The organism is Nitrosopumilus oxyclinae, from assembly GCF_013407165.1.
Classification (GTDB): Archaea; Thermoproteota; Nitrososphaeria; order Nitrososphaerales; family Nitrosopumilaceae; genus Nitrosopumilus; species Nitrosopumilus oxyclinae.
The window spans coordinates 969,215-982,030 of the sequence record NZ_CP026994.1; the positions used below are offsets into that span (position 1 = coordinate 969,215).

General features: G+C 32.0%; 12 protein-coding genes. 6 read left to right on the plus strand and 6 right to left on the minus strand.

What is annotated here, in order from left to right; genetic code table 11:
• Positions 1–65 precede the first annotated feature (65 nt).
• The gene (locus C5F49_RS05860) at positions 66–1,031 is read left to right on the plus strand and encodes an ABC transporter ATP-binding protein (protein ID WP_179363622.1); all 966 of its coding nucleotides are present in this window, start codon (positions 66–68) and stop codon (positions 1,029–1,031) included.
• On the opposite strand, the gene C5F49_RS05865 is transcribed toward C5F49_RS05860, so the two are convergent.
• Positions 1,028–4,552, minus strand: coding sequence for a chromosome segregation SMC family protein (locus C5F49_RS05865; RefSeq protein ID WP_179362080.1), 3,525 nt, complete (start codon positions 4,550–4,552; stop codon positions 1,028–1,030). The genes C5F49_RS05860 and C5F49_RS05865 overlap by 4 nt on opposite strands.
• A gap of 181 nt (positions 4,553–4,733) precedes the next feature.
• Here C5F49_RS05865 and C5F49_RS05870 point away from each other — a divergent pair, with 181 nt between their 5' ends.
• On the plus strand, positions 4,734–5,471 hold the full coding sequence (locus C5F49_RS05870; RefSeq protein ID WP_179362081.1) for a carbon-nitrogen hydrolase family protein: 738 nt from the start codon (positions 4,734–4,736) through the stop codon (positions 5,469–5,471).
• On the opposite strand, the gene C5F49_RS05875 is transcribed toward C5F49_RS05870, so the two are convergent.
• On the minus strand, positions 5,472–6,566 hold the full coding sequence (locus C5F49_RS05875; RefSeq protein WP_179362082.1) for an inositol-3-phosphate synthase: 1,095 nt from the start codon (positions 6,564–6,566) through the stop codon (positions 5,472–5,474).
• Between the two features lie 106 nt (positions 6,567–6,672).
• On the opposite strand from C5F49_RS05875, the gene C5F49_RS05880 reads away from it, so the two are divergent.
• From C5F49_RS05880 to C5F49_RS05890, 3 genes are all read left to right on the plus strand, one after another.
• Complete coding sequence (locus tag C5F49_RS05880) at positions 6,673–7,614, plus strand: deoxyhypusine synthase (RefSeq protein ID WP_179362083.1); 942 nt, start codon at positions 6,673–6,675, stop codon at positions 7,612–7,614.
• A gap of 43 nt (positions 7,615–7,657) precedes the next feature.
• On the plus strand, positions 7,658–8,371 hold the full coding sequence (locus tag C5F49_RS05885) for a proteasome assembly chaperone family protein (RefSeq protein ID WP_179362084.1): 714 nt from the start codon (positions 7,658–7,660) through the stop codon (positions 8,369–8,371).
• 101 nt (positions 8,372–8,472) lie between these two features.
• A complete protein-coding gene (locus tag C5F49_RS05890) occupies positions 8,473–9,036 on the plus strand; it encodes a LysE family transporter (RefSeq protein WP_425489648.1) in 564 nt (187 codons plus the stop codon).
• Here C5F49_RS05890 and C5F49_RS05895 read toward each other — a convergent pair.
• From C5F49_RS05895 to C5F49_RS05910, 4 genes are read right to left on the minus strand one after another with little or no spacing between them, the layout of a single operon-like run.
• Positions 9,033–9,221, minus strand: a complete 189-nt coding sequence (locus C5F49_RS05895; RefSeq protein WP_246275294.1) for a hypothetical protein — start codon at positions 9,219–9,221, stop codon at positions 9,033–9,035. The genes C5F49_RS05890 and C5F49_RS05895 overlap by 4 nt on opposite strands.
• Before the next feature lie 31 nt (positions 9,222–9,252).
• On the minus strand, positions 9,253–10,032 hold the full coding sequence (locus C5F49_RS09790) for a DNA-binding protein (protein WP_246275295.1): 780 nt from the start codon (positions 10,030–10,032) through the stop codon (positions 9,253–9,255).
• 49 nt (positions 10,033–10,081) lie between these two features.
• Positions 10,082–10,321 (minus strand): hypothetical protein, encoded by a 240-nt coding sequence (locus tag C5F49_RS05905; protein ID WP_179362087.1) that lies wholly within the window; start codon positions 10,319–10,321, stop codon positions 10,082–10,084.
• 46 nt (positions 10,322–10,367) lie between these two features.
• Positions 10,368–11,615: a GAF domain-containing sensor histidine kinase gene (locus C5F49_RS05910; RefSeq protein WP_179362088.1), complete on the minus strand. Its 1,248-nt coding sequence runs from the start codon at positions 11,613–11,615 to the stop codon at positions 10,368–10,370.
• 106 nt (positions 11,616–11,721) lie between these two features.
• Here C5F49_RS05910 and dinB point away from each other — a divergent pair, with 106 nt between their 5' ends.
• Positions 11,722–12,816, plus strand: coding sequence for a DNA polymerase IV (gene dinB / locus C5F49_RS05915; RefSeq protein WP_179362089.1), 1,095 nt, complete (start codon positions 11,722–11,724; stop codon positions 12,814–12,816).

Below are 12,816 nucleotides of genomic sequence, written 5' to 3' on the forward strand. Positions count from 1 at the left end.
GCTTTATCCCAAATTTTACGCATGAATAATATTTCTTGATATACTTCTTCATTCAACAATAAATGTTGGGTGAAATTCTCAGAGTAGAACATTTGAAAAAATATTTTACAAAAAAAGGAATATTTGGGGAAAAATCAGTAACTGTGAGAGCTACTGATGATATATCATTTTCATTAAAAAAAGGCGAAGTTTTTGTGTTAGCAGGGGAATCAGGTTCAGGAAAATCAACCATTGCAAAATTAATTCTTAAATCAATCCAATCAGATTCAGGAAAAATATTTTTTGAAGAACAGGAAATCGATGATAAAAAAGAAAATTTAGTAAAAATTAGAATGAATTGCCAAATGATACATCAAGATCCATACGACTCCATCAACCCCAGAATGAAGATTGGTGACATCATATCTGAACCACTTGAAATTCATAAAATTGGGAACAAGGAGGATAGAACCAAAAGAGTAATCGAAGTACTCCATGAAGTAAAATTAGAACCAGCTGAAGACATTGTAAAAAGATACCCACACATGTTGTCAGGCGGACAAAGACAGAGAGTAGTACTGGCAAGAGCTTTGGCACTAAAACCCAAAATAATACTAGCAGATGAACCAGTTTCTATGTTAGATGTATCAATTAGAGCTGAAATGTTAGAATTGATGCAAGAATTACAGAGAAAATACAACATTTCATTTATCTACATCACACATGATTTGGCTACTGCCAGATATTTTGGTCAAAGAATAGGGATTTTGTACATGGGGAAAATTGTTGAAATTGGACCAATTAATCAAGTGCTGGTAAAACCAAGGCATCCTTACACTCAAGCATTAATTGATGCTATTTCAGAGCCTGATCCGGATAATTTACACAAGGAGAAGAAAATCAGAATCAATGATCCGTTAGATATTGATGTGTATCAAGGATGTAGATTTAGAGCAAGATGTCAATATGCCATTGAAAAATGTATAGAAGAACCAAGATTAGAAGAAAATAGTGCAGACCATTACTCAGCCTGTTTTGTAAAACTAGACTAGGAAGTTTTCATGGAAGGGATTCGTTTATCTTTGTAAGTGACAACATTAGATACCCCATTCTTTGGAAATACCCCGTAGATCAATTTTGCTTTCTGAATTACAGAGTCTTTGAGGGACACCATAATGAATTGACTTTCCTTGGATCTTTCTTCTAAAATTTTTGCTAATCTTTCTGAATTTGGTGCATCAAGGTGAGCATCAACTTCATCAAAGAGATAGAATGGAGATGGTTTTAGTTTTTGTAATGCTAGAACAAATACAATTGCGGCCAATGTTTTTTCACCACCACTAATTGATGTGGATTCTCTTTTGGGTTTATTTGGGAATTGGATTAGATATGAAATTCCAGAATTGAATATGTCATCTTCATTTTGTAATTCCAACCATGCATTCCCATCAGTCATTTTATTGAAAATTAAACGAATTTCTTTATCGACTTTATCAAATGCATCTAAGAATGTTTGTCGTTTATCTTTTTCAATATCTTCAATAAATTTGACAATAGAATTTCTTTCAGCTTCAAGAGAATTCTTTCTTGTAGACATGGAACGATATCCATAAGATACCTCAAGGTATGTTTCAGGTGCTTTAGCATTTAATGCATTTAGCGAAGATAATTCAGTAGTTAATCCATGTACAATTGACTCAACATCAAATGTTTCCATATCTTTATCAAATCCAAACGTAGATAGAATTTGTTGTAGTTTAGCCTCATTTTCAACTAAATCTTTAAGATCACGAGTAAGTGAATCTGTTTGACGCTCTATAGTATTGATTTGTTTTGTCAATTCTCTATCTTGTTCAGTTAATACTTTGAGTTTATCATCAAATTCTTTTAGATGTCCAATAGATGAGCCAGATGTAGAAATTAATTCTTGTTCTTTTTCACGCAATGATACAAGAACTTGATTCTTGGATTCTTTCTGAATTTCCAAGTCATGTATTTTTGTTTCAAGTTCTTTGTATTCTAGATTCAAGGAATTTGTTTCAGCATCAAGACGATTAGATTGAGATTTTTCTCTATTGTATTGAGTTTGTAATGTTGTTTGTTGGGAAGATTTATCACGATATTCATTCATTATTGTAGTGTATAATTTCTCAATGTCAGATTTTTTAATATTAATTCTGGATAATTCAGAAGCAATTCTATCTTGTTCTCCACTAGCATAATTTTCTTCAACAATAGTTATTCTTTCTTGTAATGATTCTACATGAGATTCGCAAGTATTCACTTCAGATTCAATTACATTATTTCTTGAAGTAAGATCTGAAATTCTTTTTGAAAGTTGCTCCTTCATACTATGTGCAGAAGTGAGTCTAGATTTCAAATTTGAATAATTTTCAGTTGTAGAGGTTAGTGAATTTTCAGACATGGATAGACGATCATCATAAGACTGGATGGAATCCTCTAATTTTTTTAATGAATATTTTTTCTTTAACATGTATTTTTTAATTATACTAATTGACTGGAATAATCCATCAATATCACTACTCATAGAGATTAATTTTGTGAGTTTAGATATTTTGGAGTTAATATCAATGATTACTGTACCACCTTTTTCTTCAAAGAATTCACCATCAAGTGTTACAGATTTGTAACCCTTTTGAGAGACATTATAAGCAGATTCCCTATTCTCAGTAAGCACAATATTGCCAAATAGGAAAGTTTTGAGGGAAGCATATGCAGGATCACATGTAACGTAGTTGGCAAGTATGCCGATTACACCAGATTCTTTTGGTAGAGATAGTTTGAATTGTGGAATTGCATCTAGTGGAATTATCTTTAATTTTGGAAGATTTTTACTTCGTGCAACTTCAGCTATGCCAAGTAAAGTTGCAAAATCTTTTACAACAATTGCTTTAATCCAATCAGAACTAACTGCTAAAACTGAACGCTCGTATTTTTTTTCCCATGAAATCATTTCATAAACTAATCCATCAATGCCAAGTTTGTCTGCATCTTCTTTTAATTTAGCAACAGTGTAATCTTCATGCATGAATCCCTGTACAGTTTTAATTTTTGATTCATATTGATTTGCAGCTTTATTTGATTTCTCTAAAATAAATTCCAACTCATCCATATCATTATGTATTTTTGATTTTCTATCATGGAGTTTTTGAATTCTTGATTTTAATTCAGTAATAGATGCATTATGATTATTCAACATAGATTCCAGTTTAGATTGGTAACCAGTTAATGAAACAATATCATGTTCTAATTCAGAGAGTTTAGCAGTATTTGTGTCAATTTTGATTTTGGATTCATCTTTCTCATGTAAAACTTTGGATAATTTTAGTTGTACATCATTGAGTTGACTTGTAAGAGATTTGATTTTATTATCAATTTCAGATTTTTTAGCTGCTGCTTCTGATTGTTCTGTAAGTATTTTATTTCTTTGAGAGTCAATAATTTGTAAATCTTCATTGATTTTATTTTTCTTTAAATCTGTTTCATCAATAGATATTTTTATTTTTTGAAGTTGTGTATCAATATCAGATCTAGCTTGATTAATTTCAGCAATTTCATTTTGTATTTCAGGTAATCTTAAATTAATTTGCTCTAATCGTTTCTTTGATGCAGAAATTGCACTATTGTCTATCTCATATTGTTCCATTGCAGAACTAATTTCAACATCAAGAGTAGCTTTTGCTTGACTGTAATCATTAGCTTCAGCCATCAACTTTGTCTTTTCAGTTTCCAAAGCACCAATTTCTTCTCTCAAAGTATTTCTTTGAGTGCTAAACGTTGTGATTTCAGCATTTAATGCATTCAAATTGGATTCTTTTGCCGATTTTTGGCTTGAAATAACCTTCATTTTGTTTGCTGCAGCAATGGCCTTGTAACGATTTAACTCACGTTCTAAAATATCATGACGTAATTTTTGATTTCTTTCTTCCTCTAATTCATCTATTCTTTTTTTGATTTCGCCCATTTTGGCAAGAGCAATTTCTAAACGTCTATCTGCCTCATCTAATTGTTTTATAGATTCTACTTTTTTATCATCAAAGTATGATAGACCAATTAAATCTTCAATTGTTTTTCTTTTTTCTTCTGAAGTGAATTCAGATATTCTAGTTACAGTTCCTTGTTGGACAGCATTGAGTTGACCCAAACCGGCATTTGCCATATCAAGTAAATCAAGAATATGACTTCGATTTGTTTTCTTTTTATTTAGATAGTATGTGTTTTCGCCGTTAGCATCCATCTCTCTTGTAATTTCAACTGCATCAGAATCTACTGGAATTTTTCTATCAGAGTTATCAAAATGAACACTTGATCTTGCCATTTTTGGTCCATGTCTTGCTCCTTCAATATCATGAATTAGAGATCGCAATTTATCCACTCTCATTACTTTTGGTTTATTTTCACCCATTGCAAAAATAATGGCATCCAAGATGTTACTTTTACCAGAACCATTTGGACCTGAAATTGAAACTAGTCCGGGTTCGAACTGTACAGTAGTATTCTTAAATCCAAATGATTTGAAACCGAAGATCTCAACTTTTTTAACATGAACCAATGATAATAATTTCTCATTACGTAGGATAATCGATGGTTAACAAGTTTAGTTGACAGAATTGATTAATTTTTCTTGTTGTGTTATGATATTTTTCGTAGCGGTTGAAAAGAAAATAATAATTTTTTATTTAATGATCGCATAATTACGCCTACTATAATTACTAAGAAATAATTCTAAAAACATGGTTAAGCTTGGGTTAATCCAGACTGCATCACAAAGTACTAATCAAAAAGGAATTTCTCATGCAGTAAAAATTCTTAAAAAATTAGGAAGGAATAACACAGACATTGTGTGCCTGCCAGAACAGTGGCTAAAAAATAACGAGATCAATGATTTTGATTTAGAGTTTTCAGAGTTTAAAAAAATATCAAAGGAATTCAGCATGACCATAATTCCAGGAGCGTTTTATGAAATTACAAAGAAAAAAACATCCATCATATCGCCAGTGATTGGGCCAAAGGGAGAATTCATAGGCAAACAAGAGAAAATTCATCCTTTTGACTATGAAAAAAACAGTGTAAAACCAGGAAATGAGGCTAAAATCTTCAATACCGCATGCAAGTTTGGAGTGATAATTTGCTATGATATGGTGTTTCCAAAAGTAGCAAATACACTGGTAAAAAAAGGAGCCCAAGTTTTGTTTTCACCTAGTAGAATAGTTAGGAGAGGAATTGAGCCTTGGCAAATGTATGTTCAAGTCAGATCCTTAGAAAATAGAATACCAATCTTAGCAGCAAATGTTGAAAATAAGAGATTCGGAGGAAACAGTCTCATCATAGATTTGAATGAAAAAAACAAAATAGTCACAACAAAAGTTATGAAATTAAATGGAGAATGCGGAGTTAGTAAAGAGTTTGATTTGAATAAATATGAAAAGAGTAGAAAGATAAGATTTTCAGATTCTAATAATTTTCAGTGACTAGTCGCCTGCAACAAACTTTTCACATGCATCTTTTGCCAAAGCATCAGAGGTTTGTTCTATAGGATGTTTCATCAAGTATGCACTGGCAGGTTTGATTGGACCACCAACTCCTCTATCAAGAGCAATTCTTGCTAATCGAATGGCATCAATTACAATACCTGCAGAATTTGCTTTATCATCAACTTCTAAACGTACTTCCATATTATATGGAATATTTGCCCATTGTCTACCTTCAATTCTCATAAACATGAGTTTTGTATTTCCTAGAAATGGAATAAAATCTGAAGGTCCAACATAGATTTGATCATCATCTAATCTTTCCTTAAGTTGACTTTGGACACTTTCAGTCTTAGAGATTCTCTTAGATGCCAGTCTGTCTTGTTCCTTCATGTTTAAGAAATCAGTATTACCTCCAACATTGATTTGGTATGTTTTTTCAATTTTTGTTCCTCTATCACTACAAAGTTTAGCCAAAGTTCTATGTACAATAGTTGCACCAACTTGACCCTTGATATCATCACCAATGCAAGGAACATTTGCATCCTCAAACTTTTTTGCCCATTTCTCATCTGATGCAATAAAAGAGGGAATACAATTTACAAACGCAGTTTTTGTATCTAAACAAATTTGAGCCCAAAATTCAGTTACTTTATCAGAACCAACTGGCAAATAAGATACAATAATTTCAACACCTTTTTCTTTGATAATTTTTTTGACCTCTTCAGCTATTTGCTCAGGTGTTTTTGTGCTAACAATAGGTTTAATTCGATTTTCGACCCAAACACCTACTCCATCTAAAATAGGACTTTCATAGACCAATGCTTCATTTTTTGGCAAATCATCTTTAGCAATCCAATCAACCATGTTTGGATATTCATAAATTGCCTCATGCAATAGTTTGCCAACTTTATTTTCGCCAACATCAAACCCACAAACAAAGTCAATATCATGAATTCCATATCCTGCTAGTTTATCGTGAATAATACCAGTTACTTCTTGGGAAGGATTTTTTCTATAATATTCAATTCCTTGAATTAAACCTGAAAAACAATTACCGATACCTACTAAACCAACTTTAATTCTATCAGCCATTTGAAATTCATTATTGAGAGGGAGGTTTAAAGTTTCCCCAGATAATTGAAAAATTTCATTCGTTAAAGGCAGGATTTTATATTCGGTACCGACATAGAATGTAATCATGATAGATCCTGGCCGTCCAGTAAAAGATATTCAAATTGATTCAAACATGTCAATTGAAAAAATTTTTGAAGAGTTGTCTCAATCAGGAGGATTTGAGTCAGTGAACCTATCAAGTGGTTTAGAGATTTTAACAGAAATGATTTCAGATAAACAATGTCTAAGATTTGTTTCATTTGTAGGTGCAGTAGTATCCACAGGGTTAAGAGGAATAATTAAAGACATGATAAAAAACAAATGGTTTGATGTTGCAATTACAACTTGCGGTGCATTAGATCATGATATTGCTAGACATTTTTCACATTACAAAGAAGGGTCATTTACAATGGATGATATGGAACTGGCAAATCAAAACATCCACAGATTAGGAAATGTCCTAGTACCAATGGATAGTTACGGACCACTAATTGAAGAAAAAATGCAGTCATTCTTAGAAGAAGAATATCAAAATGGAAACAAAGAGATGAGTACATCTGAAATTTGTAAAATGATTGGAAAACATCTTGGCGAAGACTCTTTTCTATACTGGGCATACAAAAATGATATCGACGTAGTAGTTCCAGGAATTATGGACGGAGCAGTAGGAAGTCAAATTTGGTTATTTACACAAAAACATGCAGATTTCAAATTAAACATGATTGGAGATGCAAATCTACTATCAGGGTTAATTTTCAAAGCAGAGAAATCAGGAGCATTCATGATTGGAGGTGGAATTTCAAAACACCACACATTATGGTGGAACCAATACAGAGAAGGACTAGATTATGCATTTTACATCACTACTGCTCAAGAATTTGATGGAAGCCTAAGTGGTGCACTTGTACGAGAAGCAATTTCATGGGGAAAAGTTACACAAATAGCAAAACAATCAACACTTCATGCAGAAGTAACAACGATTTTACCATTCATTTATGCAGCATTACTTTCAAAAGTAAAAAAATAGAATTAGATAAAAGCTATTATTTGATCAATATAGAAAATATTCATTGATTCCAAAAATTAGAATAAGAGAAATTAGAAAATTAAATTTAGAAAATGGATATTTGATAGATGGATTTCCTTCAGCAGGTTTTACCAGTGCAATTGCAACTGAATCAATGATCAATACATCACAATTTGAACTGGGAGGAGTAATGGATTCAGAAGCATTTCCTCCAATCAGTGTGATTAAAAATGGAAAACCGAATTTTCCATCAAGGATTTTTGTAAATGAGAAATTAAAAGTAGGAATATTTTTGTCATATTTGACTCTAGAGCAGTCATTGCATAGAATTACAGCAAAAACAATGCTGTCATGGGCAAAAAAACAAAAAATAAAATTAATTGTTAGTAGTGTTGCAATTAAGTCACCAAATGAAGAAGAAGAGATGATAGGTATTGGAAGTACAGAATCTGCAAGAACCAAAATAAAAGAAGCAGGTCTCAAAGTATTAGATCATGGTACAATTCCAGGCATTCCAGGGATTTTACTAAATGAAGGCAGGATGTCAAATCAAGATGTCATCGTAATAATTTTTCATACAACTGGAAACGGGCCAGATTTCAAATCAAGTGCAAATCTATGTATGGCAATGTCAAAATTAATCCCAGGTGCATCTTGTGATATATCATCACTAGAAAAAGAAGCAGAGAAAGCTGAAGGCATTATTAAAGAAGCTCAAGAAGAGTCAAAAAATCTCAAAGACTCCATGTATAGATAATAAACCACATCAAGTTTATTTCAGAATCAGATAATTGAAAAAGAGTGATTCAAATTTTTGAATTTGCAATTATTGTAATCGTTATTTCGGCATCAGGAGTAATGGCCCCAGGACCATTATTTACTGCAAATATATCATATGGATTACGAGAAGGGACCAAATCAGGGGTTAAAATGGCAATAGGCCATACAATTGTAGAATTTCCTTTAGTTATTTTATTAGGAATTGGAGTTTTTTCTTTAGAATCATTTCCAGAATTTAGAACTATAATTTCAATTGTAGGAGCAATTACACTTTTCATTTTTGCATTTGTTCAAATCAAAAATACATTACAAAATAACAAAAACATTACATCAATTCCAAAACATGGGCCATTACTTACTGGAATTGTACTTAGCGCACTAAATCCATTTTTTATAATTTGGTGGTTAACTATAGGATTCAAACTAATTTCAGATGCAATGTTAATGTGGGCATTTTCAGGCATATTAATAGTATTTTTCCTACACATATGGATGGATTATGTGTGGTTGGGAGGGATTTCATTTCTAGCATCCAAAAGTTCACAAATATTATCAAATAGAAACTACAAAATCATAATGGTGGGATTGAGTTTATTGCTAGTTTATTTTGGAATCATATTTTTACTAGACATATCACCTTAACCACAATCTAAAATTTCTATTTCAGATGTACACATGTCATTATAAGAATAAATTTGTTCAAGAATATTTTCGCATTGTTCTGGATCTAAAGATTGTTCATAAGATAGGATTTCATTTAGTATTATCAAATGATCTACACTGCAAGAATCACCAAAAAAAGCAATCATTAGAACAACAAATAACATAGCAAATAGAATTAATGTTAAGTTTTTTAGTCTAGTTTTTTGAAATATCAATTTCCATGTTGGAAACATTACGTTGCTTTCCATCTTGTGAAGTTAAAGAATCAGATGAAATTCTAACATCACTAATTACATAACCAACTGAATCCATTCGTTTTACAATCATTTGTGAAACATCAACAGCCTGTGTAATTCGTTTGCCTCTTGCTTTGATAGTTACAGTAGGTCTAGTTGAAAGTTGGGTTAATGTTGCAGAAACATAAGTCATAATTGGTTTTGTACCAATAAAAATTACATCACGTTCCTCTGTACTGTGAGGAGAATCTGAAAAGTGTTTAGGGTTAGGGGTTTTATGTTCAGTATCATTTGATTTAGATTTGTCATCTGGTGTTGGTTCAGGTTCTGGTGTTGGTTCAGGTTCTGGTGTTGGTTCAGGTTCTGGTGTTGGTTCAGGTTCTGGTGTTGGTTCAGGTTCTGGTGTTGGTTCAGGTTCTGGTGTTGGTTCAGGTTCTGGTGTTGGTTCAGGTTCTGGTGTTGGTTCAGGTTCTGGTGTTGGTTCAGGTTCTGGTGTTGGTTCAGGTTCTGGTGTTGGTTCAGGTTCTGGTGTTGGTTCAGGTTCTGGTGTTGGTTCAGGTTCTGGTGTTGGTTCAGGTTCTGGTGTTGGTTCAGGTTCTGGTGTTGGTTCAGGTTCTGGTGTTGGTTCAGGTTCTGGTGTTGGTTCAGGTTCTGGTGTTGGTTCAGGTTCTGATTTAACTCTAGAACCAAATTCTGATAAGATGTCTTCTGCGTCTTTTGATTTTTTATTGCTACTCAATTTTAAATTCCTGTTATACCGAATTTCTCTCTCGCTTTTATTTAATTTTTCAGGTATTTCCTTTCAAATAGTCTTCAAATAATTTTTCAAGATCGTCATCATTGTCTATTTTCTTGATTTGCTCGACTAGATCTACTTCTTCAATTTCATAGCAATTCATCACATCTTGAGAATCTTTGAACACCAGTATTGCTTTGTTTTTAAAAATACAATGATAGAGTTTCTCCTTTTCCATTTTTTCAGGTTTAAACTTGACACCATTTTCATCTACGGATACAGGATATTCCATGGAGATACAGTTCTTTCATCAATATTTAGATTAATTGGATGTAAGGCTAAAGATTCAATTTTGGTAAATCAATTGTAAACGTTGTCGGGTTATTTTTTACAGAAATTGTACCTTTATGTTGTTCAATTATAGATTTACAAATTCCTAGCCCTAAACCAGTACCTTCAGGTTTTGTAGTAAAAAGATGGTCAAAAATCTTCGGTAAAACATCGTCAGAAATTCCTGAACCAGAATCTTCAAAAAAGATAGAAACTTTTTCAGGAGTGTCAAGTAATCGTATAATAATTTGTCCTGAATTATTTAATTCCTGAATAGAGTTTACAATTAAATTTGAAAAGACAGCTTGAATTTTTCTAGAATCACATTTAATTTGAGAATCATTGTCAGGTAATTTTATTGACATTGTTTTAGGAATAAAGATATTTTTTATAGCATTTTTTAAGAGTTCAGAAACATATGTAGATTCCAAATTGAGTTCAGTAGTTTTTGCATAATTTAGCACATCTTCGATGATACGATTAATTTCAACAATAGAATCTTGTAAACCAGCACACTGACTTTTCATTTTATCATCCATATGGTGTTCAAGGTTCATTTTCAAAAGATCTGAAGACATTTGAATGATAGATAAAGGATTTCTTAAATCATGTGCAATACGTGATGCCATTGAACCTATTGTAGATACTCGGTCATTTTTTAAGAGTTGTTCAGTTTTTTCTTGTACCTTTTCTGCTAATTGCTCATTTTGTTTTAAAAGTTCTTGCTGAGCTATTGACAAATCTTTTGCAGTAGATTTCAATGACATAGTTAAAACAGTATTTTTAAATTCACTCTCAACCCAATTAGCAAGATCAATTAAGACACTTTTATCAGCTCTACTGAAAACACGAGGTTTTGTATCAATGATACAAAGAGTCCCTAATTTTTTTCCATTAGGATCTCGAATTGGTTTTCCCGCATAAAATCTAATATGAGGTTCTCCCGTAACAAGAGGATTATCAGAAAACCGTTCATCATTAGTGGCATCAGTAATAGACATTACATCCTCATTTAAAATCGCATGACTGCAAAAAGACATACTTCTAGGAGTTTCAGTAGCAGAAAGTCCAGCACATGATTTGAACCATTGACGATTAGTATCAACTAAACTTACCAGCGCTATCGGAACATCAAACATTATTTGTGCAACTTTTGTAATCCTATCAAATCGTTCTTCAGGAGGAGTGTCCAGTATTTTTAAATCATGTAAGGCTTGAATTCTTTCAGGCTCATCTGAACTTAGAGTTGACTCCATAAGAAAAAACAATCCCCATACCTAAAAAACATGCAGGCTGTTAAAAAAAATACAAAACAAAAAATCATGCACAATATAGTAATAATCAAAGCAATCTAGAAGAATATTGGAAACAAGAGTAGTTTTCCACATAGATTTTGATTATTTTTATGCCCAATGTGAAGAAACTAGATCACCAGAACTAAAATCAAAACCAGTATGTGTTTGTGTTTATTCAGACAGAGGAGGAGATAGCGGTGCTATTGCTACTGCAAATTACACAGCCAGAAAATACGGTGTTAAATCAGGAATTCCAATTGCATTTGCAAAAAAAAGACTTGATGAAAGAAAAGATGCAGTTTTTCTACCAGTTGACTTTGAGTTCTATACTGAAATTTCAGAAAAAGCAATGGAGATTATGAAAGATTACGCAGACATTTTTGAATATGTTGGCAGAGATGAAGCTTATCTAGATGTAACAGATAGAGTTGAGGGTGATTTTGAGAAGGCAAATCATCTCGCACAGCAAATAAAAAATTCCATTAGAGATAAAATAAAACTTAGTTGTTCAATAGGAATTTCTCCAAATAAATTAATTTCAAAAATAGCATCAGACTTTCAAAAACCAGATGGTTTAACCACAGTATCACCAGAAAAAGTTGATACATTTTTAGAACAATTAAAAATTAGAACTATACCAGGCATTGGTAAAAAAACTGAAGAAAGATTTTTAGAAATGAATTTAGAAACAATTCAAGATTTAAAAAAAATAGATATTTTTACATTAAACAAAGAGTTTGGAAGAAAGACTGGAGGATATATCTATAATGCAGTTAGAGGAATAGATAATGAACCAGTAAAAAAACGTGAAGCACGAATACAATATAGTAAAATTACAACATTAAAGCAAGATTCAAAAGATTATCAATTCTTATCTGAAAACATCATAGAACTTTGTAAGGAAGTGCATAGTGTAGTTAAAAAAAATAATCAAATGTTCAAATCAGTTGGCATACATTTCGTACAATCAGATCTATCAAACAAATCAAAATCACGAATGCTCAGAAGCCCCACCACTAGTATTGAAGAATTGGAAAAAACAGCTGATCAATTATTAAAAGAAGCATTAGAAAATCAAACCATTACAATTAGAAGATTAGGAGTTAAAGTTTCAGAACTTTCAGAAATTCAAGGACAAAGCGACATTACTTCTTATTTTTAG

Coding starts and splice junctions, on each gene's coding strand:
- C5F49_RS05870 (WP_179362081.1), top strand. CDS start 4,734: ATGGTTAAGCTTGGGTTAATCCAGACTGCATCACAAAGTACTAATCAA.
- C5F49_RS05875 (WP_179362082.1), bottom strand. CDS start 6,566: ATGGCTGATAGAATTAAAGTTGGTTTAGTAGGTATCGGTAATTGTTTT.
- C5F49_RS05880 (WP_179362083.1), top strand. CDS start 6,673: ATGATAGATCCTGGCCGTCCAGTAAAAGATATTCAAATTGATTCAAAC.
- C5F49_RS05890 (WP_425489648.1), top strand. CDS start 8,473: ATGGCCCCAGGACCATTATTTACTGCAAATATATCATATGGATTACGA.
- C5F49_RS05895 (WP_246275294.1), bottom strand. CDS start 9,221: ATGTTATTTGTTGTTCTAATGATTGCTTTTTTTGGTGATTCTTGCAGT.
- C5F49_RS05905 (WP_179362087.1), bottom strand. CDS start 10,321: ATGGAATATCCTGTATCCGTAGATGAAAATGGTGTCAAGTTTAAACCT.
- C5F49_RS05910 (WP_179362088.1), bottom strand. CDS start 11,615: ATGGAGTCAACTCTAAGTTCAGATGAGCCTGAAAGAATTCAAGCCTTA.